15 protein-coding genes are annotated in these 22,680 nt (G+C 62.6%); 13 read left to right on the top strand and 2 right to left on the bottom strand.

Annotated features, from left to right (window positions below):
* Nucleotides 1-44 precede the first annotated feature (44 nt).
* The 9 genes from dnaE (at nt 45) to PQV96_RS10995 (ending at nt 13,117) form a co-directional block, all read left to right on the top strand.
* Nucleotides 45-3,581, top strand: coding sequence for a DNA polymerase III subunit alpha (gene dnaE / locus PQV96_RS11035; protein WP_273625252.1), 3,537 nt, complete (start codon nt 45-47; stop codon nt 3,579-3,581).
* A gap of 119 nt (nt 3,582-3,700) precedes the next feature.
* Nucleotides 3,701-4,069, top strand: a complete 369-nt coding sequence (clpS, locus tag PQV96_RS11030; protein WP_198847052.1) for an ATP-dependent Clp protease adapter ClpS — start codon at nt 3,701-3,703, stop codon at nt 4,067-4,069.
* Nucleotides 4,070-4,126: 57 nt separating this feature from the next.
* Nucleotides 4,127-6,472: an ATP-dependent Clp protease ATP-binding subunit ClpA gene (gene clpA / locus PQV96_RS11025; protein WP_273622882.1), complete on the top strand. Its 2,346-nt coding sequence runs from the start codon at nt 4,127-4,129 to the stop codon at nt 6,470-6,472.
* 145 nt (nt 6,473-6,617) lie between these two features.
* Nucleotides 6,618-7,925, top strand: a complete 1,308-nt coding sequence (locus tag PQV96_RS11020; protein ID WP_273622879.1) for an IS4 family transposase — start codon at nt 6,618-6,620, stop codon at nt 7,923-7,925.
* Between the two features lie 292 nt (nt 7,926-8,217).
* Complete coding sequence (locus PQV96_RS11015; RefSeq protein WP_273622877.1) at nt 8,218-8,340, top strand: hypothetical protein; 123 nt, start codon at nt 8,218-8,220, stop codon at nt 8,338-8,340.
* An 85-nt stretch (nt 8,341-8,425) separates the two neighbouring features.
* On the top strand, nt 8,426-9,733 hold the full coding sequence (locus PQV96_RS11010; RefSeq protein ID WP_273622874.1) for a dicarboxylate/amino acid:cation symporter: 1,308 nt from the start codon (nt 8,426-8,428) through the stop codon (nt 9,731-9,733).
* Between the two features lie 157 nt (nt 9,734-9,890).
* On the top strand, nt 9,891-11,009 hold the full coding sequence (locus PQV96_RS11005) for a cache domain-containing protein (protein ID WP_242638034.1): 1,119 nt from the start codon (nt 9,891-9,893) through the stop codon (nt 11,007-11,009).
* A 3-nt stretch (nt 11,010-11,012) separates the two neighbouring features.
* On the top strand, nt 11,013-11,774 hold the full coding sequence (locus PQV96_RS11000; RefSeq protein WP_273622873.1) for a sensor histidine kinase: 762 nt from the start codon (nt 11,013-11,015) through the stop codon (nt 11,772-11,774).
* Nucleotides 11,771-13,117, top strand: coding sequence for a sigma-54-dependent transcriptional regulator (locus PQV96_RS10995; RefSeq protein WP_207373342.1), 1,347 nt, complete (start codon nt 11,771-11,773; stop codon nt 13,115-13,117). The genes PQV96_RS11000 and PQV96_RS10995 overlap by 4 nt, the downstream gene beginning before the upstream one ends.
* Nucleotides 13,118-13,142: 25 nt before the next feature.
* Here PQV96_RS10995 and PQV96_RS10990 read toward each other — a convergent pair whose 3' ends face one another.
* Nucleotides 13,143-14,504 carry a lytic murein transglycosylase gene (locus PQV96_RS10990; protein WP_273622871.1) on the bottom strand — a complete coding sequence of 454 codons (1,362 nt, stop codon included), beginning with the start codon at nt 14,502-14,504 and terminating at the stop codon, nt 13,143-13,145.
* A gap of 332 nt (nt 14,505-14,836) precedes the next feature.
* Here PQV96_RS10990 and sbcB point away from each other — a divergent pair, with 332 nt between their 5' ends.
* From sbcB to PQV96_RS10975, 3 genes are all read left to right on the top strand, one after another.
* Nucleotides 14,837-16,282, top strand: coding sequence for an exodeoxyribonuclease I (gene sbcB, locus PQV96_RS10985; protein ID WP_273622869.1), 1,446 nt, complete (start codon nt 14,837-14,839; stop codon nt 16,280-16,282).
* A gap of 74 nt (nt 16,283-16,356) precedes the next feature.
* On the top strand, nt 16,357-17,601 hold the full coding sequence (locus tag PQV96_RS10980) for a cystathionine gamma-synthase family protein (RefSeq protein WP_273622867.1): 1,245 nt from the start codon (nt 16,357-16,359) through the stop codon (nt 17,599-17,601).
* Nucleotides 17,602-17,623: 22 nt separating this feature from the next.
* Nucleotides 17,624-18,937 (top strand): protein kinase domain-containing protein, encoded by a 1,314-nt coding sequence (locus PQV96_RS10975; protein ID WP_273622866.1) that lies wholly within the window; start codon nt 17,624-17,626, stop codon nt 18,935-18,937.
* Nucleotides 18,938-19,023: 86 nt separating this feature from the next.
* Here PQV96_RS10975 and PQV96_RS10970 read toward each other — a convergent pair whose 3' ends face one another.
* Entirely contained in the window at nt 19,024-20,253 is a 1,230-nt protein-coding gene (locus tag PQV96_RS10970) for a nucleoside recognition domain-containing protein (RefSeq protein ID WP_273622865.1), read from the bottom strand.
* 367 nt (nt 20,254-20,620) lie between these two features.
* Here PQV96_RS10970 and PQV96_RS10965 point away from each other — a divergent pair, with 367 nt between their 5' ends.
* Complete coding sequence (locus PQV96_RS10965) at nt 20,621-22,405, top strand: methyl-accepting chemotaxis protein (RefSeq protein ID WP_273622864.1); 1,785 nt, start codon at nt 20,621-20,623, stop codon at nt 22,403-22,405.
* The last annotated feature ends 275 nt before the right edge of the window (nt 22,406-22,680 follow it).

Here is a 22,680-nt window from a genome sequence, read left to right as displayed (position 1 = left end):
CGCGGGTGGGGATTTGCAGCATGGGCGCTTTCTACAATGGCGGCATGTACGTTCACTTGCGCCTGCACACAGAATTCTCCGTCGTTGACGGCACCACTCGTATCGATGAAGTGGTCAAAGCCGCTGCGGCAGACGGGCAACCCGCCCTTGCCATCACTGATCTCAACAATCTGTTCGGAGCCATCAAGTTCTACAAGGAAGGGCGTGGCAAGGGCGTCAAGCCATTGCTGGGTGCCGAGATTTACCTTGAAACCGAGGGAGGTGGCGACCCATCCCGGATGCTGGTGCTGGTGCAGAACAAGCAGGGTTATCTGAATCTTTCAGAACTGCTCGCCAGGGCATGGACGAAAAACGTCGTCAAAAACCTGGCGGTGTGCACTTGGGCATGGCTGCAAGAACTGTCCGAAGGCTTGGTGGCGCTTTCGGGCGCGCAGGCTGGGCCTGTGGGGCAAGCGCTGCTCAAAGGGGATGAAGCACGAGCTGCCAGCTTGGCGCTGAGACTCGCGGGCATCTTTCCCCATCGCTTCTACATGGAGCTTCAGCGTGCTGGGCGGGCTGACGACGAGAGCCATGTGGCGGCTGCCGTGCAACTGGCGGCTAGGCTCCAGTTGCCGGTGGTGGCGACCCATCCCATCCAGTTTCTGACGGCTGATGACTACGAGGCACACGAAGCGCGGGTGTGCATTGCCGGAGGGGAAATCCTGGCCAACCCTCGTCGCGTGCGGCGTTTCACCCGAGAGCAGTACTTCAAGTCGGCGCAGCAGATGCAAGAGTTGTTTGCAGACGTGCCCTCAGCGTTAGCTAACACCGTAGAAATTGCCAAGCGCTGCAGTTTGACGCTGGTGCTGGGCAAACCGCAGTTGCCGGCTTTCCCTACGCCCAACGGCATGCCGGCGGAGGAGTACTTTCGCTTTGCCTCGTTTGAAGGTCTGGAAGAGCGCCTCAAGCACTTGTATCCGGACGAGGCACGGCGCGACAAAGAACGGCCGCGTTACGTAGAGCGCCTGGAGTTTGAGTTGGGCACCATCCTCAAGATGGGGTTCCCCGGGTACTTTCTCATTGTGGGTGACTTCATTCAGTGGGCCAAGAACAATGGCTGCCCTGTAGGCCCGGGGCGGGGGTCGGGCGCGGGTTCGTTGGTGGCGTACGCCCTCAAGATCACGGATTTGGACCCGCTGGAATACAACCTGCTGTTTGAGCGCTTCTTGAATCCCGAGCGGGTTTCGATGCCCGACTTCGATATCGACTTCTGTCAGTCCAATCGCGACCGGGTGATTGACTATGTGAAGGAAAAGTACGGCAAAAACGCCGTCAGTCAGATCGCCACTTTTGGCACCATGGCTGCCAAGGCGGCGATTCGTGACGTGGGCCGTGTCATGGACATGAGCTACACCTTCTGCGACGGCATCTCGAAGCTGGTTCCCGGAAAGCCGGGTATGTCGTACACGCTGGCGTATCCGCCGGAAGTGAAGAAAGAAGGCGACAAGAACAACTACGCGCTCGAGCTGGAGCCCATGCTGTACGAGCGTGTGCGCAAGGAAGAAGACGTCAAGACCGTGATCGAGATGGCACAAAAGCTCGAAGGCATGACGCGAAACATCGGGATGCACGCGGGCGGTGTGCTGATTGCTCCGGGCAAGCTCACAGACTTCTGCCCCCTGTACCAGCAGCCCGGTAGTGAATCGGCTGTGAGCCAGTACGACAAGGACGATGTGGAAGCCATTGGCCTTGTGAAGTTTGACTTCTTGGGGCTGGCCACGCTCACCATCCTGGAGATTGCGCGCGAATTCATCATCAAGCGCCACAAGGGCCAGGAAAACTTCGCCTACGAAAACATACCGCTGGACGATGGCCCCACTTACCGGCTGTTCTCTGACGGCAAAACGGAGGCTGTGTTCCAGTTTGAAAGCCGAGGCATGCAGGGCATGCTCAAAGAGGCACGTCCGAGCCGTCTGGAAGATCTGATCGCGCTGAACGCGCTGTACCGCCCAGGGCCGATGGACCTGATCCCCACCTTCGTGAACCGCAAGCACGGAAAAGAGCCGGTGGAATACCCGCATCCGCTGGTGGAACCCGTGCTGGCCGAGACCTACGGGATCATGGTGTACCAAGAGCAGGTGATGCAGACCGCCCAGGTTCTGGGTGGCTACAGCCTTGGCGGCGCCGACATGCTGCGCCGTGCCATGGGCAAGAAAAAGGCCGAAGAAATGGCCGAGCATCGGGCCATCTTCCGCAAGGGAGCTGCTGAAAAGGGGATCGATCAAGACAAGGCGGACGAGGTCTTCGACTTGATGGAGAAGTTTGCGGGCTACGGCTTCAACAAGTCGCACGCGGCTGCCTATTCCTTGCTGGCGTACCACACCGGCTGGCTCAAGGTCCATTACACGGCGGAGTTTTTCTGCGCCAACATGACGGTGGAAATGGACGACACCGACAAGCTCAAGGTGCTCTATGAAGATGCTGTCAAAAACTTCGGGCTGAGTTTTGAGTCGCCTGACGTCAACCGTGGCACCTACCGTTTCGAGCCGGTTACCGACAAGGTCATACGCTATGGTTTGGGTGCGATCAAAGGCACCGGTCAGCAGGCGATAGAGGCGATGGTGGCTGCGCGCGAAGGCCGCGGTGAAGGGCCTCAGGGTTCCACCAAAGGCCCCTTCAAGAGCTTGTTCGACTTCTGTGTTCGCGTGGACAAGGCGCGGCTGAACAAGCGCACGCTGGAGGCCTTGATCAAAGCCGGGGCGTTTGACTCCATAAACATGAACCGTGCCGCGCTGGTGGCATCCATCGACCGGGCCTTTGACTTTGCCGCAGCCACTTTGGCCAACGTGAACCAGGGCGGGTTGTTTGACATGATGGGCGACGACGCCCATGGCTCGAGCACACAAGAGCCCGACCTGGTAGATGCGATTCCGTGGGGCATCAAGGAGCGCCTGACCCAGGAGAAAACCGCCATTGGTTTTTACTTGTCAGGCCACCTGTTTGATGAGGTGGCGTCTGAAGTGCGCAAGTTTGTCCGCACGCAGATCGACGAGTTGATCGACAGCCGCGAACCGCAGGTACTGGCAGGCATCGTGAGCGATTTCCGGGTGATCAACGGTCAGCGGGGCAAGCTGGGCTTGTTCAAGATTGACGACAAGTCGGGAATGATCGAAGCCTCAGCGGATGAAGCGCTGCTCAACACTTACCGAAATCAACTCAAGGAAGATGAGTTTGTGGTGGTGGTGGGGCGCCTGCAGATGGATCATTTCAGCGGTGGCTTGCGGGTCAAGGTGCAACAGGTGTGGGACTTGGCCGGTGCGCGTTGCCGCTTCGGCAAGTATCTGCACATCGCCATGGGGAATATGCAGCCCGATGTGAAGCGTCTCGTGTCGGAGTTTCCGCCTCGCCGTGAAGAAACCGAGGAGGGTGAAATCCTGCACGGCCTGCGCGTGCGCATGGGCGTGCGCTGCCAGTCCGACCAGGGCGGCGCCGTGGCAGAGCTGCAGCTGGGTGAAGGGAGCCGGTTTTTCCCGACGGACGCTGCGCTGGCGGCATGGAGCGCGCAGGCTGGAAGCGGCTCCGCAACCGTGGTTTACGAGTGAGCGGCGCTGAAACAGGGCACTGCATGTCACTTCATGGGTACGCGGGGCTGCAGTCACTTGAAAAATAGACTGCAGTCACCAGTTTTCTCATGCGGCCATCGGTCTCGCGGGTCGCTAGAATGAATTTCATGGCAACAAAACCACCTTCTCCCCCCACCGCGCTGCCCGTCTCCCGGCCTGCGCGGGATGACGGCGGTTCAGTCGTGCTTGAACGACGTACCCAGAAAACCAAGCCTCCGCAGATGTACCAGGTGGTGATGCTCAACGATGACTACACCCCCATGGAGTTTGTCATCGTGGTTCTGCAGGAGTTTTTCAGCAAAGACCGCGAGCAGGCCACCCAAATCATGTTGAAGATCCATCTGGATGGTAAAGGCGTTTGCGGGGTCTACTCCCGCGACATTGCTGCCACCAAGGTGGAACAGGTGCTCGATGCCGCAGCCAAGGCGGGGCACCCCCTCCAATGTGTCAGTGAACCTGTTGAATAACAGGTCTTTGATCCCGATCTACAGTCATCCCTTCCACGCAAGCATAAAGGAGTTCACATGATTGCCCAGGAACTGGAAGTCAGCTTGCACATGGCCTTTGTTGAGGCCCGCCAGCAGCGCCACGAGTTCATCACCGTGGAGCATCTGTTGCTTGCACTGCTTGATAACCCCAGCGCAGCCGAAGTGCTGCGCGCGTGTTCGGCCAACATCGACGACCTGCGGTCCTCGCTGGCCAATTTCATCAAAGACAACACCCCTCAGGTGGCTGGCACCGATGAGGTGGACGCCCAGCCCACGCTGGGCTTCCAGCGCGTCATCCAGCGCGCCATCATGCACGTGCAGTCCACGGGCAATGGCAAGAAGGAAGTCACTGGGGCCAACGTGCTCGTCGCCATCTTTGGCGAGAAAGACTCGCACGCGGTGTACTACCTGCATCAGCAGGGCGTTACCCGCCTTGATGTGGTGAATTTCATCGCCCACGGCATTAAGAAGGGTGAGCCGCCAGAGCCCGCCAAGACTGACAGCCCCGCAGAAAGCGAAGAGGGTGGTGGTGAGCGCAACGAGAAGGCGTCGCCTCTGGAGCAGTACACCCAAAACCTGAACCAGGCTGCCAAGGACGGCAAGATCGATCCTCTGATCGGGCGCCACTACGAAGTGGAGCGCGCTATCCAGATCCTGTGCCGCCGCCGCAAGAACAACCCGCTGCTGGTGGGTGAGGCTGGCGTCGGCAAGACCGCGATTGCCGAGGGCCTCGCATGGCGCATCACCCAGAATGATGTGCCCGAGATTCTGGCCGAGGCGGTGGTCTATTCGCTCGACATGGGCGCTTTGCTGGCAGGCACCAAATACCGTGGCGACTTTGAGCAGCGGCTCAAGGGCGTACTCAAGGCTTTGAAAGACAAGCCCAACGCCGTTCTCTTCATCGATGAGATCCACACCCTGATCGGTGCGGGCGCAGCATCGGGGGGCACGCTGGACGCATCGAACCTGCTCAAACCCGCGTTGTCCAGCGGGCAGCTCAAGTGCATTGGTGCGACGACATTCACCGAGTACCGTGGCATTTTCGAAAAAGACGCTGCGCTGTCGCGCCGCTTCCAGAAGGTGGATGTGGTCGAACCCACGGTGCAGGAAACCGTGGACATTCTCAAGGGACTGAAGTCGCGGTTTGAAGAGCACCACAGCGTCAAATACGCGGCGGCTGCTCTGCAGGCTGCAGCCGAATTGAGTGCCAAGTACATCAATGACCGGCACCTGCCCGACAAGGCCATTGACGTCATTGACGAGGCCGGTGCTGCGCAACGTATCCTGGTGCCCAGCAAGCGCAAGAAGACCATTGGCAAGGCCGAGATCGAGGAGATCGTGGCCAAGATCGCGCGCATTCCGCCTGCGAATGTGTCCAACGACGACCGCAGCAAGCTGCAAACACTGGAGCGTGACCTCAAGAGCGTGGTGTTCGGTCAGGACAAGGCTCTCGAAGTGCTGGCCAGCTCCGTCAAGATGGCGCGCTCGGGTCTGGGCAAGGGCGACAAGCCGATTGGCTCATTCCTGTTCAGCGGTCCTACCGGCGTTGGCAAGACCGAAGCGGCCAAGCAGCTTGCCTACATCATGGGCATTGAGCTGATCCGCTTTGACATGTCCGAGTACATGGAGCGCCATGCCGTGAGCCGCCTGATTGGTGCTCCTCCCGGTTACGTGGGTTTTGACCAAGGCGGTTTGCTGACCGAGGCCATCACCAAGAAGCCGCACGCCGTGCTGCTGCTGGACGAAATCGAGAAGGCCCACCCGGACATCTTCAACGTGCTCCTGCAGGTCATGGACCATGGCACATTGACGGACAACAATGGCCGCAAGGCCGACTTCCGCAATGTGCTCATCATCATGACGACCAATGCGGGCGCCGAGACGATGAACAAGGCCACCATCGGCTTCACCAATCCGCGCCAGGCGGGCGACGAGATGGGCGACATCAAGCGCCTGTTCACGCCAGAGTTCCGCAACCGGCTGGATGCCATCGTCAACTTCAAGGCGCTGGACGAGCAGATCATCCTGCGCGTGGTTGACAAGTTCCTGTTGCAGCTGGAAACCCAGCTGGCCGAGAAGAAAGTGGAAGTCACCTTCACCGACGCCTTACGCAAGCACTTGGCCAAGAAGGGCTTCGATCCGCTCATGGGTGCACGTCCCATGCAGCGCCTCATCCAGGACACCATTCGCCGTGCCCTGGCTGATGAGCTGCTGTTTGGCCGCTTGACAGAAGGTGGCCGCCTGACGGTGGACATTGACGTCAAGACCGATGACAAGGGTGTGGAGGCTTCTGAGGTGCGCTTGGATATCCAGCCGCTGCCCAAGAAAGAGCGCTCTGCCAAATCAGAGCCCGCAGAGCCTGAAGAGGCAACGACTGATTGATGGAAGGGCGAGAGCCCTGGCGCCCCCTGAGGCGCTCCCCGTCGCTGAAAAGCCGGCCCTTGTGGCTAATGCCAGTCAGTTAAGCCCGCAGGCGGCTTGATCCAGTAAAAAGGGGACGTGTTCAACACGTTCCCTTTTTTGCTTGATGAGCCTGCTTGCAAACGCCTTGCGCCAGACCCTGCCCCGAGTACCTGATCGCCTCGAGCAGCTCAGCGCGTTGATAGACCCCACCTGGATCGCACAGGCGCTGGGGACCAGCGGCAAGGCCTCCATCCGCCGGCGCAAGCTGCCTGCCGAACATGCCGTGTGGCTTGTGATCGGACTGGCGCTGTTTCGCGACCGGCCACTGTGGCAGGTGGTGCAGCAGCTGGATTTGAGCCTGGATGGACAAGCGCCGCCCGCACCGAGCGTCAGCGTGCAAGCCCGCCAGCGCCTGGGCGAGGAGCCTCTGGCCGAGCTGTTCGCTCTACTGACCCAAGCCTGGAGCCGTCCTGCGGTGAATGTGCGCCAGCCACTGCGCGTACTGGCTGTGGATGGTGTGGTCTGGTCGGCGCCGGACACCCCTGAGAATCGAGTCGAACTGGGCAGCTGCAGCAACCAGCATGGCCTCTCGCCCTGGCCGCAGATCCGCGCCACTTGCCTGATGGACACACACAGCCACGAGATGCTTGATGCCAAGCTCGGCGCCATGGACTGCGGCGAATTGAGCCTGGCAGCGCAGTTGCGCGGCGAGGATCACTCGGTGACCCTGTTCGACCGGGCGTACTTCTCGGCCGCGTTCCTGTTGGACTGGCAGGCTGCGGGTACGCAGCGCCACTGGTTGATGCGCGCGCGGGACAATCTGCGCCATGAGATCGTCCAGCAACTGGCGTGCGGCGATGCGCTGATCCGCATGCCGGTGTCCCCACAAGCGCGCAAGGCACACCCGCATCTGCCCAGCCACTGGCAGGCACGCCTGATCGAGGTGAGCGTGGGTGGACGGCTGCGCCGCTTCATCACATCCTTGCTGTGTCCCCGCACGCATCCGGCGCAGGAGCTGGCCGAGCTCTACCGCCAGCGTTGGGAGATCGAGTTGGGGTTCCGGGAGATCAAGCAGACCCTGCAGGAGGGTGAGCCGGTGCTGCGCAGCAAGCAGCCCGCGCTGGTGCGCCAGGAGCTGTGGGGTGTGCTGATCGCCTACACGCTGCTGCGCCGCTGGATGCGCGAGATGGCAGCGCACGTCCAGGTCGAGCCCCAGCGCATCAGCTTCCACACAGCCAGCTACGCCATCGTGAACTTACTGGCGGTCCCCAGCCTGGACTCTGCCGGCACCTTGCCCAAGCAGTTGGCAGCCCTGTTGGCGCAATCGCGACACTTCGTGCTGCGGCCACGCCGCACTGGGCGCAGCTTCCCAAGGGTCGTCAAAAAACGCGCTTCCAAATTCCCAACAAAAAAAATGCCAGTCAGCTCTTAACTGACTGGCATTGGGCCCTTGTGGCCGGCTTTTTCTTTGGCGATGTGCCACGGGCCTGAGGCGTAGGCAGAAGAGTGCGCGCTATGAGTGTGGTGACGCAGTGTTCTGGTTTTCGAACAAGACCGAACCAGATGTTCGAAATACCGAACGCGGTGCGTGGGATGGACGCACCTGTTGCTTGGCAAATCAACAACTTAGAGCCAACTGTGTGGAAGCGCAGGCTTGGCACGTTGCGTGCAATGACAGCGGCAAGCCGTGCAAGAGCCGGCCCAACGTTCTTTGGAGACAAGCCATGCAACAACCCACGGTGGTCAAAGCACTGATCTGGGCCTGGGCGCAAGTCCCGCAAGTGCAGTGCCATTGCCCCTGCCGCCCAGAGCCCCGGTGCAGCGCCAATCCCGTGGAGCGTTGCTGAGCGCTACCCGGCAGCCCTGGCCTGTGCACGGTGCCTCATGGGGCGCAGAGACCTGGGTTTTCTTTACACATCCATCACACATCGCATGAAACTCAATCGCTTGACCACCCTGGTCATCCTGGCCATGGTTCTGGGGGTATTGGTCGGCTACGTCTGCCACGCCTGGGCGCCGACACCCGAAGCCGCCAAGGAAATCGCGGGTTACTTTGGCCTGCTGACGGATATTTTTCTGCGCATGATCAAAATGATCATCGCGCCCCTGGTGTTTGCGACCCTGGCTGCGGGTATGTCCACCATGGGCGATTCGCGCACCGTAGGGCGTATCGGCACGCGGGCGCTGGCTTGGTTCATGGGTGCTTCGCTGATCTCGCTGACGCTGGGCCTGCTGATTGCCAACCTCACCCAGCCCGGCAGTTCCATGTCGATTCCGCTGTCAGAGGCGGGCACCGCCACGCAGCTCAAGACCGGAGCGCTGAACCTGCGCGATTTCATCACCCAGGTGTTTCCGAAGAGCATCGTCGAGTCGATGGCCAACAACGCTATCTTGCAGATCCTGGTGTTCTCGCTGTTCTTCGGCATGGCACTGGGGCACTTGCACAACCAGGCTGCGCGCACGCTGGTCGCCACGCTGGACGAGGTGGTCCATGTGATGCTCAAGGTCACCGACTACGTGATGCGCTTCGCTCCGGTCGGTGTGTTCGGCGCAGTGGCCGGTGCCATCACCACCCAGGGCCTGGGCATGTTGGGTGTTTTTGGCAAGTTCATGCTCAGCTTCTACCTGGCGCTGGCAGCGCTGTGGCTGGTGCTTGTGTTTGCGGGTTACGTGGTGCTGGGCCGCGATGTGTTTCGCCTGCTCAAGCTCATCCGCACACCCATGCTGATTGGCTTTTCCACGGCTAGCAGCGAGTCTGTGTATCCCAAGCTGATGGAACAGCTGGAGAAGTTTGGTGTTCGGCCCAAGGTGACGGGCTTTGTATTGCCCCTGGGGTATTCGTTCAACCTCGACGGCTCGATGATCTACACCACCTTCGCGGCAATTTTCATCGCCCAGGCCTATGGCATTGACATGCCGCTGTCGGCGCAGATCACCATGCTGCTGGTGCTGATGGTGTCCAGCAAAGGGATTGCGGGCGTGCCGCGCGCTTCGCTCGTCGTGGTGGCTGCGGTGTTGCCCATGTTCAACCTGCCAGAGGCCGGTGTGTTGTTGATCTTGGGCATTGACCACTTCCTGGACATGGGCCGTACCCTGACCAACGTGATGGGCAACGCCATTGCCACCGCCGTGGTGGCAAAGTGGGAGGGGGCCATCGACCCCGTGCCGGATGCGCTGGCTGAGCGTGAGGAGATGATTCCCGCCCCAGGGGATGACGAGGCAGCGCGGGCCACGGCCTGAGCGTCACTGTGCGCGGTGCTTTCATCGCTGCACACCAAGGCTGGCGTTGGCCAGCCTTTTTTCATCCCGCCGTCACCCTCTGGCCTATTCCACAGGCACTGCGTGACGGGCGGCCGTCTTTCATCGCACTGCTACCATCGCCCACCTGACTTCTGACATGCCTTTGCGCCGATCCCTGCGTCACTTGATGGTTTTGCTGTTGCTGGGCGCGGTGCTGCTCAGCGGCGGGTTGGCCTACATGGTGGCTTTGCGTGTGGGGCAGGCGCAGATCCAGGCCACGGGGCTGCACCGGCTGGAGCTGTACACCGCCAGCTTGCAGCGTGAGATCAGCAAATACGCCTTTCTTCCTGGCACGCTGGATCTGGAAAAAGAGGTGCTGGCCCTGCTGGCGCCCGATGCCTCCGCCGCGCAGGCCGAGGAAGTCAGCGCCTATCTCGAGCAGCTGAATGAGCGCGCAGGCACGCTGTCTATCTACGTCATCAACCTGGATGGCCGGGTGGTAGCCACCAGTAACTGGCGGCGGCCTGACAGCTTCATGGGCGAGGACCTGCAGTTCCGCCCCTACTTTCGCGATGCACTCAGCAGTGGCACCGGGCGCCTGTTTGGCATCGGCACCACGCGCGGAGAGCCCGGCTACTACCTGGCATCTGCGCTGCTCGACGGCAACCGCACCGTGGGGGTGGCGGTCACCAAGGTCAGCCTTGACCAGCTCGAGCAGTCGTGGTCCACCGTTGAGGCCCCGGTCATCGTGACCGACGAGAACGGCGTGGTGATTCTCGGCTCGGTGCCCGACTGGAAATTCACGGCTCTGCGCCCGCTGGACGAGAACACGCGCAGGGCGTTTGACCAAACCCTGCAGTACAACCGCCGTGCCCTCTCGCCCCTGGGCATCAAGGTGCTGAGCGATCTGGACCAGGGCGCGCGTGTGGTGCGTGTGGCGCGCGAGGGCACCGAGATGGCATCGGTGTACCCGGTCACTGGCCGGTTCCTGACCCAGGCGCGTGCCTTGCCGGGCACACCGTGGACGCTCACCGTGTTCTCGCACATGGCGCGGGCCGACGAGGCGGCCCAGAGTTACGCCCTGATTGCCAGCACGGGCGCGGCCTTCTTGGCGCTGCTTGGTTTCATGCTCAACCAGCGGCGGCGCCACCAGCGCGATCGCGTGCGTGACCGCCTGGCCGCACGCGAAGCGCTGCAGGCCGCGCACGACGAGCTGGAGCGCAAGGTGCAGCAGCGCACGTCCGATTTGCAACAAACCAACGAACGCCTGCAGTAGGAAGTGCAAGAGCGCATCCGCGCAGAAGCCACTCTCAGGGCCGCACAGAACGAGCTGGTGCAGGCGGGCAAGCTGGCGGTGATTGGGCAGCTCTCCACCGGCGTGGCCCATGAACTGAACCAGCCCCTGACGGCGCTGCGTACTTTGTCGGGCAACAGCCTGCGGTTTCTGGAGCGGGGCGACCTGGCCACCGTGCAGGTCAACCTAGAACGCATTGCCCAGCTGGCCGACCGCATGGGCCTCATCACGGGCGAATTGCGTGCGTTTGCGCGCAAGTCTTCCGGCGAGCCGGGTGCCGTGCCGGTGCGCGCAGCCCTTGGCAATGCCTTGGCGGTGCTGGAGTCACGCATTCAACAAGCCGCTGCAAAGGTGGATGTGCAGGTGGCAGAACCTGAGCCGGTGGCCTGGTGCGATGGCAATCGCCTGGAGCAGGTACTGGTCAACCTGATCAACAACGCGCTCGATGCCATGGGGGGTGCGCCCACGCCGTGTGTGGATGTGCGGTGTGAGCTGCTCCATGGGCAGGTGCATGTGCAGGTGCGTGACCATGGGCCAGGGCTGTCTGAACAGGCACTTGCCCATTTGTTTGAGCCGTTCTTCACAACCAAGAGCTCAGGTGACGGCCTGGGCCTGGGCCTGGCCTTGTCGGCCGGTATCGTGCGCGAATCGGGCGGCACGCTCGGCGGTGCCAACCACCCCGGCGGTGGCGCAGTCTTCCACCTCACCCTGCCTGCGGCACAGCCGGGCCAGCCACAACCATCATGACTGATGACCTCAAGGTGCTGATCGTCGAAGACGATCCCGACATTGTTCTGGGTTGCGAGCAGGCCTTGCAGCTCGAAGGCATTGCCACTGAAAGCGCCCCCAGCGCAGAGAAGGCGCGTGCGCGGCTGGGGCGTGATTTTCGGGGTGTGGTGGTTAGCGACATTCGCTTGCCGCAAATGGATGGCATGGCTTTTCTCCAAGAAATCATGCGCACCGACCCCGAACTGCCGGTGGTGCTGATCACGGGCCATGGCGATATTTCCATGGCCGTGCAAGCCATGAAGGATGGCGCGCACGACTTCATTCAGAAGCCGTTCACGCCAGAGCAACTGGTAGGCGCCGTGCGCCGTGCACTGGACAAGCGCCGCCTGGTGCTGGAAGTGCGTGATTTGCGCAGCCAGCTGGCGCAGCGCGACGCCATTGAGCGGCTGGTGATGGGCCGCACGCCCAACATGCGGCAACTGCGCGAAGTGCTCTCGGGGCTAGCCGCCAGCTCGGTGGATGTGCTGATCTACGGCGAGACCGGCACCGGCAAGGAGCTGGTGGCCCGCTGCCTGCACGAAGCCAGCCCACGCAGCAAGGGCCACTTTGTGGCCATCAACTGCGGCGGGCTGCCCGACACGCTTTTCGACAGCGAAATGTTTGGCAACGAAGCCGGAGCCTTCACCGGCGCGGGCAAGCGGCGCATTGGCAAGCTGGAACATGCCAGCGGTGGCACGCTGTTCCTCGATGAAATCGAGAGCATGCCCATGGCCATGCAGATCAAGCTGCTGCGCGTGCTCCAAGAGCGTGTGCTCGAACGCCTGGGCTCCAACACCCTCATACCCATCGACTGCCGCGTGGTGGCCGCCACGAAGGTGGATCTGCTGGACCTGTGCAAACAAGGCAAGTTTCGCGAAGACCTGTACTACCGCCTGAGCATCGCCACGGTGGATCTGCCGCCGCTGCGCGAGCGGCGTGAAGACGTACCGTTGCTCTTCGAGCACTTTCTGATGCTGAGCGCGGCGCGCCACCAGCTGCCCGTGCCCGAGCTGGCCCCCGGCCAGCTACAGCAACTGCTGGGCTACCACTGGCCCGGCAATGTGCGTGAACTGCGCAACGTGGCCGAGCGGGCGGTGCTGGGCATTGCCGCCAGCGCTGCGCCATTTGCCGCGAAGGCGGGCGAGGGCACAGAACCCGCGCCCGTGCAGGCCCTGGCTGCCGCGGTGGATGCTTTTGAGCGCACCTTGATTGCCGAGGCCTTGCGCCAGCACGGCGGCAACCTCACCCGCACGGCCGAGGCCTTGCGGGTACCCAAGACCACACTGCACGACAAGGTCCGCAGGCATGGCCTGGGCTCTTGACCTCAGCGGCTGCGTGCAAGCGCCGCTATGGGGTGGTGCCTGCAGCCGCCAGCGAGCGCAGCAACTCCAGCGTGGGATAGCCATCGGCCACCAGCCCCTGGCTTTGCTGGTACTTGCGCAGCCCGGCGCGTGTGGCGGGGCCCAGAACACCGTCAGGGGTGCCCGTGTCAAAGCCCTTGGCGTTCAGCGCCGTTTGCAGTTGCCGCGTTTGCTCGCGCGACAGGGGTTGCAGGTCGCGCGGCCATTCAGCCACCACGCCAGGGCCGCCGCTCAGGCGTTGCGACAGCAGCGCCACGGCCAGTGCGTAGTTGGTGGAATTGTTGTAGCGCAGGATGGTGCGGAAGTTCTTCCCCACCAAAAATGCAGGGCCCCTTGCACCGGCGGGCGCCAGGATGGAGGCAGAGGCCAGGTCGGGCAGGGCGTTGCCGTCCATGGCGCGCACCCCTTCAGCAGCCCACTGGGCAGTGCTTTGCCGCACACTCAACTCAGCCCTGGCGTGGTCAAAGCCCGGAGGTAGCTGCACCTCAGTGCCCCAGGTTTCACCGGGCACCCAGCCCTCTCGCACCAGAAAATGCGCGGTCGATGCCGCCACGTCGGGGATGCTGCCCCAGATGTCGCGGCGCCCGTCGCCATCGGCGTCCACCGCGTAGGCCTGGAACACGGTGGGAATGAACTGCGTGTGCCCCATGGCCCCGGCCCAGGAGCCGATCATGGCTTCTGCAGCAATATCGCCCCGGTCAATGATGCGCAGCGCTGCCAACAGCTGCGAGCGCGCCCAGTCGTGCCGCCGGCCCTCATAGGCCAGTGTGGCCAGGGCGTCCACGGTTTTGAAGGTGCCGAAGTTGCTTCCGTAGTTGCTCTCGATGCCCCAGATGGCGGTGACCACGCTGGCGGGCACACCGTAGCGCTCAGCCGCAGCCTGCAGCGGGGTGCTGTGCTGCTCCAGCTTGGCAAGGCCCTGGCTGACGCGCAGGGGTGACACGGCGCTGTCCAGATACGCCCAGGGCGTGCGTGTGAATTCGGGCTGTGAGCGGTCCAGCTCGATGACGCGGGGCTGCCATTGGGCCTGGGCCAGCACGTTGCGCACCGTGTCGGGCCGAATGCCTTCAGCCAGCGCCTGCGCGGCAAAGGCAGTGCGCCATTGAACAAAGCCTTCTTCATGCCCGCCCGCCGCTGAGGGGGCTGCTGGCACGGCAGCGGCTGGGGGCGGAACGGCAGGTGCCGCAGGCGCAGCAGGTGGCTGGGCTGCGGGTGTGCCTGCGCCGGGCGCCGTGGCGCAGCCGCCCAAAGCCAGGGCGCAGGCCAGTGCCATCGCCGATGCCTTGGCCGTGAAGGGGACTGGAGAGCGGAGGCAGGGCAGGGGTGGTGTGGGGTGAAAGTAACGCATGCCCCAATTGTCCCGCCTCGCCGGTGCGCCCCTGTGTCAGTTGGTATAAGAGCGGCTAACAAAACTCTTCTGGCGTCGTTGCTGTGTCTTGTCGTACCACTCGTACTGCCGACGACACAGCGCCTAGCCAGAACCGCTTCGCTGAGTTTTGTTAGCCGCTCTAAGCAAATTGCTATCTATTTGGTAGCTGCTCGCGCTTGTCCAATAAGCGCTGCGTGCCAAAATGACTGTAAACCCGGTTACAGTTGACGCTTTTCGCGGGCCCGCCACTGGCTTTGGGGGGCTTTCTCCATCGCGCTGGTTTCCAGGCGGAAGTTTTCCCACCGAGCACCATGGCTTCTCACACCTTTCTCTGGCACGACTACGAAACCTTTGGTGCCAACACGCGGCTGGATCGCCCGGCGCAGTTTGCCGCCATCCGCACCGATGCCGAGCTCAACGAGATCGGTGAGCCGCTGATGATCTACTGCCGGCCCGCCAACGACTACCTGCCCGATCCGCAGTCGTGCCTCATCACCGGCATCACCCCCCAGCTGTGCCTGGAAAAAGGCCTGCCCGAGCGCGAGTTTGCGAACCGCATCGAGGCCGAGTTTGCGCAGCCCGGCACCATCGGCGTGGGCTACAACACCATCCGGTTTGACGATGAAATCACGCGCTTCATGTTCTGGCGCAACCTCATCGACCCCTATGCGCGCGAATGGCAGAACCAGTGCGGCCGGTGGGACTTGCTGGACGTGGTGCGCATGACGTATGCGCTGCGGCCCGACGGCATCACCTGGCCGAAAAAGGAAGATGGCTCGCCCAGCTTCAAGCTGGAACACCTCTCCAAAGCCAACGGCCTGGTGCACGAGGCCGCGCACGATGCGCTGTCGGACGTGCGCGCCACCATTGCGCTGGCGCGGCTCATTCGCCAGCACAACCCCAAGCTGTTTGACTTTGCCCTGGCGCTGCACAAAAAGGACCGCGTGGCGGCCGAGTTGCGCCTGCCCGCCACGGCGCTCACGGCGCGGCCTTTTCTGCATGTGTCGGGCATGTTCCCGGCAGAGCGGGGCTGCCTGGCGGTGATGTGGCCGCTGGCCAGCCACCCCACCAACAAGAACGAGCTGATTGCCTGGGACCTGGCGCATGACCCGCGCGAGCTGGCGACCTTGAATGTGGACGACATTCGCCTGCGCTTGTTCACCCGCGCGGCAGACCTGCCCGAGGGCGTGGCGCGCCTGCCCATCAAGACCATCCACCTCAACAAATCCCCCATGGTGGTGGGCAATGTGAATACTCTTACACCCGCGTTGGCGCAGCGCTGGGGCATTGACCTGGCCCAGGCGGCAGCGCATGCGGAGGTGGCCCGCAGCCTGCCAGATATGAGCGGCATCTGGCCCGCCGTGTTTGCCCGCCCGCAAGAGCCTGCGCCCGATGTGGACCAGGACCTGTACGGCGGCTTTGTGGGCAACAGCGATCGGCACCACCTGAACGACTTGCGCACCATGGGTGGCGCCAAGCTGGCCACGGCCCGCACGGGGTTTGACGACCCGCGACTGACGGAGCTGGTGTGGCGCTACCGGGCCCGCAACTTCCCGGAAACCCTCACGCCCGAAGAGCAGGAACGCTGGGAAGCCCACCGCGCTGCCTGCCTGTTTGACGGGCAGGGCGGGGCGCGCACGGTGGAGCAGTTGTTTGCGCAGATCGACGAGATCTCTGAAACCGCTGACGATGAGCGCACGCAGGACATTTTGGGTGCGCTGTACGATTACGCCGAACATATCGCGCCCGAGCGCTGATCCGGCGCACCGCGCCGGCCACCCCGGCGCGCTGAACGCCTTCTTCTCTTTTTCCAGTTTTCGCATTCGCCAATATGAGCACCAAGCCTGCCGTTGATTTCACGACCCAGATCGTTCACGCCGACCGCTGGGGCGGGGCCGAAAAGGGCGCCATCCACCAAGCCATCCACTCGTCCGTGCAATACGGCTACGACCAGGTGGAAGACTTGATTGCCGTCTTCCAGGGCACGGCCAAGGGCGGCTACAACTATGCGCGCCAGGGCACGCCCACCACGGCGGCACTAGAGGCCAAGATCACCCAGATGGAAGGCGGCACCGGCTCCATCGTCTTTTCTACCGGCATGGCTGCGCTGTGCGCCATGTTCTTCACGCTGCTGAAGGCGGGCGACCACCTGGTGGCCAGCAAGTTCGTGTTTGGCAACACCAACAGCGTGTTTGGCACGCTGGCCGACCTGGGTGTGCAGGTGACCACGGTGGACGCCACCGACGCAGCCCAGGTGCAAGCGGCCGTGCGCCCCAACACCCGCATGGTGTTTGTCGAAACCATTGCCAACCCCGGCACGCAAGTGCCCGACCTGGAAGGCATTGGCGCCCTGTGCCGCGACAAGGGGCTGCTGTACGTGGTGGACAACACCGTGGCATCGCCCTACCTGTTCCGCCCGGCCACGGTGGGCGCGGGTCTGGTGATGAATTCGCTGACCAAGAGCATTGGCGGCCACGGCGATGCGCTAGGCGGCGCTATCACCGATACCGGCCTGTTCGACTGGGCCGGTTACCCCAACATCTTCGAGGCCTACCGCAAGGGCGACCCCAAGAGCTGGGGGCTGCAGCAGGTGCGCAAGAAAGGCCTGCGCGACATGGGCGGCACCCTGGCTTCGCACAGCGCCCACCAGATCGCTGTGGGGGCCGAAACCCTGGCCCTGCGCATGGAACGCACCAGCGCCACCGCGCTGGCGCTGGCGCAGTGGCTGGAGCAACACCCGGCCGTGGCCAAGGTGCACTACCCACTGCTGCCATCGCACCCGCAATACGCGCGCGCCCGCAAGCATTTCAAGGCAGGCTCGTGGCTGCTGTCGTTTGAGCTGAAAGACCCCGGCGATTGTTTGCCCTTGTGCAACCGCCTGCGCCTGCCCATCAAGGCCACGGGCCTGGCCGACACGCGCACGCTGATCATTCCGGTGGCCCACACCATTTTTTGGGAAGCGGGCCCCGAGGTGCGCGCCAACATGGGCATTGGCGACAGCATGATCCGCCTGTCGGTGGGCCTGGAAGACGCGCAGGACCTGCTGGCTGATTTTGCACAGGCGCTGGCGGGCTGAGGCAGCCTCGCCTTTCACGGCCATGAACGCGCCCTCGGCCTTGCCCCTGCACATTGGCAAATACCAGGTGCAAGCCGAGCTGGGCCGGGGCGCCAGCGGGGTGGTGTACCGGGCGGTAGATGCGTTCAAACGCCGTCAGGTGGCTATCAAACAGTTGCACGCCCACCTGCTGCGCCAGCCCGAGCAGGCTGAACGCTACCGCAAGCTGCTGCGCAATGAAGTGATGCTCACCGCGCGGCTGCGGCACCCCAACATCGTGCGCTTGCTGGATGCGGATGAGCATGCCGCGCAGCCATACCTGGTGCTCGAATACGTGGCCGGGCAGCCGCTGTCAGCGTTTGCCAGTGCAAATACTTTGCTGCCCCTGGCGCAGGTGCTGGACATTGCCTACAAATGTTGCAATGCGCTGGAACACGCCCAGCGCGAAGGGCTGGTGCACCGCGACATCAAGCCCGCCAACGTGCTGCTGTCCGAACAAGGTGAAGTCAAGCTCACCGACTTTGGCGCTGCCCTGGCCGTGCGCAGTGACGCCACGCAATTGGCTGGGCTGGTGGGCTCGCCCTCGTACATGTCGCCCGAGCAGGTGCAGGAGCAGGACCTGGGCCACCACAGCGACATGTTCTCGCTGGCGGTGGTGGTGTATGAACTGCTCACCGGGCGCCGCCCCTTTGATGGCGACACCGACTTTGCCACCCTGTACCGCATCACGCACGAGGCGCCTACGCCGCCCCGGCTGCTGCGCACCGACTTGCCCGAGCATCTGGACGCCGTGCTGCTGCGGGCGCTGGCCAAGCGGCCGCAAGAGCGGTTTACCACCTGGGCAGACTTTGCCAGTGCCTTGCTGGCCGTGCAGCACGCGCTGCCCGCCACACGCCCGCAAGATTCCGAAGCCCAGCGCTTTGCCCTGCTGCGCGCATTGCCGTTTTTTGCCGACTTCCACGACGTAGCGCTGTGGGAGCTGATGCGCCTGGGCCGCTGGCGCTGGGCGCCCAAAGGCAAGGTGATCTTGCAGGAAGGGCTGGCTGGGGATTCGTTCTATGTGCTGGTGGAAGGCCAGGTCAGCATCACCCGCGAAGGCTGGCACCTGAGCACGCTGGGCCCGGGCGCCACGCTGGGCGAGATGACCTACCTGCAGCCCGACAACCGGGTGCGCAGCGCCACGGCGGTGGCGCAGACAGATGCCCTGGTCATCAAGGTGCCGAACCCCGCTTTGCGCGAGGCGTCTGCCGACCTGCAGTCGCGGTTTGACAAGGCCTTCATCAAGGTGCTGGTGTCACGCCTGGCGGCCACCAGCAAGCAACTGGGGGCGGCGGATTTGGGGTCAGGTGCCGACTGAAGTGCTGGTATTGAGGGTGCTATGTTTTTAATAGCTGGTAGCGCTTGACTATATTGCGCTAGCGGCTATTTTTCCTTGAAATCCGATCACCCAAAGAACTGGTAGCACACCGCAATGGCGGCCACCACGCCCGCCAGTTCTGCCAGCAGGGCGCAGCCCACCGCGTGGCGCGCACGCTGTATGCCCACCGCGCCAAAGTACACCGCCAGCACATAGAACGTAGTCTCGGTGCTGCCCTGGATGGTGGCGGCTGCCAGCGCCGCAAAGCTGTCCACGCCCTGCGTTTGCATGGTCTCGATCAGCATGGCCCGCGCCGCGCTGCCTGAAAAGGGCTTGACCAGCGCGGTGGGCAGGGCATCCACAAACCGTGTGTCCATGCCAATGGCTTCCACGCACCAGCGGATTCCCTCCAGCGCGTACCCCAGGGCCCCCGAGGTGCGCAGCACCCCCACGGCGCAGAGCATGGCCACCAAATAGGGCAGCAGGCCCTTGGCCACGTCAAAACCTTCGCGGGCGCCCTCTACAAACGCTTCGTACACGGGCACCTTGCGCCACGCCCCCACCAGCACAAACATCACCACCAGGCTGAACAGGGTCAGGTTGCCCAGCAGCGATGACAACTGCGCCAGCGCGGCCGCGCTGAGCGTAGTGAGCAGCGCCATGAACCCGCCCAGCACCAGCGCCACCGGCAGCAGGTAGGCCAGCACCACCGGGTGCCACAGCGGCAGCCGCTGCACCACGGCCACGGCCAGCAGCCCGGCCAGGGTGGATGCCGAAGTGGCCAGCAAAATGGGCAGAAAGACCAGCGTGGGGTCTGCCGCCCCTTGCTGCATGCGGTACATGAAGATGCTTACCGGCAGCAGCGTGAGTGACGATGCGTTGAGCACCAGGAACAGGATTTGCGCGTTGGTGGCGGTGTCGGGCTTGGGGTTCAGCTCTTGTAGTGCACGCATGGCCTTGAGGCCCATGGGTGTGGCTGCGTTGTCCAGGCCCAGCGCATTGGCCGCAAAGTTCAACGTCATCAAGCCCAGGGCAGGGTGGCCACGGGGCACCTCGGGCATCAGGCGGGCAAACAGGGGCGCCAGCCAGCGCGCCAGCACATCCACAACGCCGGCCTTTTCTGCGATGCGCAAAAAGCCCAGCCACAGCGTGAGCGTGCCAAACAGCAGCACCATCACCTCCACCGAGAGCTTGGCCATGGCAAACAGCGACTCGACCATGGTCGCAAACACCTGGGCCTGGCCGCCCAAAAGCCATTGCGCCAGCGCTGAAATGGCAGCCGTGATGAAAAAGCCCAGCCAAAGGGTGTTGAGCATGTGGAAGCCAGGTGCAGGGGGAGATCGGAAATGCCAGAGGTGGTGCAGGGTGCCCTACAGCCGTTGGCAGTTTAAGGCACCCAACAGCGCCCTGTGCCACGCCCGTGGCAACGTTGGGTGGACGATGGGCAACATTCCCACTTTGTTGACCAGCTTTAAAAATCATTTTGCTTTTATCACGTTTGCTGCATTTTTGATAAGTTACAGTTGTTGCTTCTAGCAAAGAACTCAGGCGTAAACTTCTAAGCGAGACCGCCTGTGCACCCTCCTGTCATTGCCTGGGGTGTGTTTTGCAAAAGGGTGTTGGGTTCGTCTGCGCAGCACTGCCGGTGCGTGCCTTGGTTCAAGTCGTTTTAAAGAGGGTTCTATGAAAAACTTGAAGATTTCCACTCGCCTGTCTGGCGCATTTGCACTGCTGGTGCTGATGCTGGTGGGGTTGGCTGTCGCGGCCATGGCGCAGCTGTCTAGCATGCGCGCCGCCACGGTTGAAATCACCGAGAACTGGTTGCCCAGTATCGAGGTGGTGAACGCCATTGATGCCGAGGCTGCTATGCTGCGATTGATTGCGCTGAACCACATCATGAGCACCGATGATGCGGCCAGGGCGAAGATCGATCAGCAGCTCATCGCAGAGCGGGAAAAGATGGTGCAGTTGCGCAAAAAGTATGAAGCACTGATCAGCAGCCCGGAAGAAAAAAAGTTGTACGACGAATTTGCCAGCAATTGGACCAAGAACATCGCGGTCAATAACACGGCGCTGGCCCATTCACGCAAAAACGAGAGCGACCAAGCGCGGGCCATTATGGAAGGTGAATCTGCCAAGCTGTTCGCGATTAGCAAAGAGATTTTGGACAAGCTTGTGAAGCTGAATGCGGATGGGGCGGCTCAATCTAAAAATGATGCTGATACGACCTACACCACAGCCCGCAACATGCTCCTCATCACGGCTGCACTGGCGATTGCGGTGGCCATTGCCGCAGCCGTCTGGCTCATCCGCTCCATCACCGCGCCTCTGGCCCGTGCGGTGGAGGTGGCCGACCGCGTGGCGGGCGGCGACCTGACGACCCACATCGATGTGGACTCGCGCGATGAAACCGGCCAGTTGCTTGGCGCCTTGCAACGCATGCAGCAAAGCCTGGTGCGCACGGTGAGCGTGGTGCGCCAAAACTCGGAAAGCGTGGCCTCGGCCTCGGCCCAGATTGCCTCGGGCAACAACGACCTGAGCGCGCGCACAGAACAACAAGCCAGCGCTCTGGAAGAAACCGCCGCATCGATGGAAGAACTCGGCTCCACCGTGCGGCAAAACGCAGACAACGCCCGCACCGCCAACCAGCTGGCCATGAACGCATCTACCGTCGCCACCCAGGGCGGTGAAGTTGTGGCCGAAGTGGTGGAGACCATGAAAGGCATCAACGCCAGCAGCAACAAGATTGCCGACATCATCAGCGTGATCGACGGCATAGCCTTCCAGACCAACATCCTGGCGCTGAACGCTGCCGTGGAAGCCGCCAGAGCCGGCGAACAAGGCCGAGGCTTTGCGGTGGTAGCCAGCGAAGTACGCAGCCTGGCCCAGCGCAGCGCAGAAGCGGCCAAAGAAATCAAGAGCTTGATCATGGCCAGCGTAGAGCGGGTAGAGCAAGGCACCCTGCTGGTAGACAAAGCAGGAGCCACCATGACAGAAGTCGTCACCGCCATCCGGCGCGTGACAGACATCATGGGAGAGATCAGCGCGGCCAGCAGCGAACAAAGCGCAGGCGTGGGGCAGGTGGGAGAGGCTGTCACGCAGATGGACCAGGCCACGCAGCAGAATGCGGCTTTGGTCGAAGAGATGGCGGCGGCAGCGGCCAGCCTGAACACCCAGGCGGGCGAGTTGGTCCAGGCCGTGGCTGTGTTCAAACTGGCGCAAGACTCAGCTTACAGCGCAGGAACACGGCTCGGTGCCACGGCGGGGCCTGCGGCCAGTGCTCCATCCAGCCGCCCCGTGCTGGGTGCCGCCAAAGCCGCCAGTGCACTGCGCCCCGCAGCAACGAAGGCCCCCAAGCCAGCCGCCAGCCTGGCTGCACCGGGTGGGAAGGCCCACGCGCCCACCCCCGCAGCAGCACCCGCCGCATCAGGCAAGGGCGGTGCGGATGACGAGTGGGAAAGCTTTTGAGCCCACTGGCTGAACATTGCCAGTAGCGCTGGTGCCGCCCCAGCGAAAACCTGGCGGATCACTCCAAAAGCACGCTGCAACCCAGCGTGCTTTTTTCTGGGCCCATGGTTCTTGCTCGATTCAGGGACGGCTCTGCAGTCACCGCCTTAAAGATAGTTTGGTCATTAAGTAAAAGCCATATATTCGTTTGGGTTTTAACGTTGCCCTCCCAAAATCAGCCCTGACTTCCAACCACACAAACCCGAAACCGCACTGAACCAGCCCGCCAAAAGGGT

Source organism: Acidovorax temperans (genome assembly GCF_028596105.1).
GTDB classification, from domain to species: Bacteria; Pseudomonadota; Gammaproteobacteria; order Burkholderiales; family Burkholderiaceae_C; genus Acidovorax; species Acidovorax temperans.
Note: the sequence above shows the minus strand (reverse complement) of the source record. Positions and strands in the feature narration are given on the sequence as shown.

Bases quoted from the DNA above. Each gene is read 5' to 3' on its own strand.
- dnaE (WP_273625252.1), top strand. From the start codon at position 45: ATGTACGTTCACTTGCGCCTGCACACAGAATTCTCCGTCGTTGACGGC.
- clpS (WP_198847052.1), top strand. From the start codon at position 3,701: ATGAATTTCATGGCAACAAAACCACCTTCTCCCCCCACCGCGCTGCCC.
- clpA (WP_273622882.1), top strand. From the start codon at position 4,127: ATGATTGCCCAGGAACTGGAAGTCAGCTTGCACATGGCCTTTGTTGAG.
- PQV96_RS11020 (WP_273622879.1), top strand. From the start codon at position 6,618: ATGAGCCTGCTTGCAAACGCCTTGCGCCAGACCCTGCCCCGAGTACCT.
- PQV96_RS11015 (WP_273622877.1), top strand. From the start codon at position 8,218: ATGCAACAACCCACGGTGGTCAAAGCACTGATCTGGGCCTGGGCGCAA.
- PQV96_RS11010 (WP_273622874.1), top strand. From the start codon at position 8,426: ATGAAACTCAATCGCTTGACCACCCTGGTCATCCTGGCCATGGTTCTG.
- PQV96_RS11005 (WP_242638034.1), top strand. From the start codon at position 9,891: ATGCCTTTGCGCCGATCCCTGCGTCACTTGATGGTTTTGCTGTTGCTG.
- PQV96_RS10995 (WP_207373342.1), top strand. From the start codon at position 11,771: ATGACTGATGACCTCAAGGTGCTGATCGTCGAAGACGATCCCGACATT.
- PQV96_RS10990 (WP_273622871.1), bottom strand. From the start codon at position 14,504: ATGCGTTACTTTCACCCCACACCACCCCTGCCCTGCCTCCGCTCTCCA.
- sbcB (WP_273622869.1), top strand. From the start codon at position 14,837: ATGGCTTCTCACACCTTTCTCTGGCACGACTACGAAACCTTTGGTGCC.
- PQV96_RS10980 (WP_273622867.1), top strand. From the start codon at position 16,357: ATGAGCACCAAGCCTGCCGTTGATTTCACGACCCAGATCGTTCACGCC.
- PQV96_RS10975 (WP_273622866.1), top strand. From the start codon at position 17,624: ATGAACGCGCCCTCGGCCTTGCCCCTGCACATTGGCAAATACCAGGTG.
- PQV96_RS10970 (WP_273622865.1), bottom strand. From the start codon at position 20,253: ATGCTCAACACCCTTTGGCTGGGCTTTTTCATCACGGCTGCCATTTCA.
- PQV96_RS10965 (WP_273622864.1), top strand. From the start codon at position 20,621: ATGAAAAACTTGAAGATTTCCACTCGCCTGTCTGGCGCATTTGCACTG.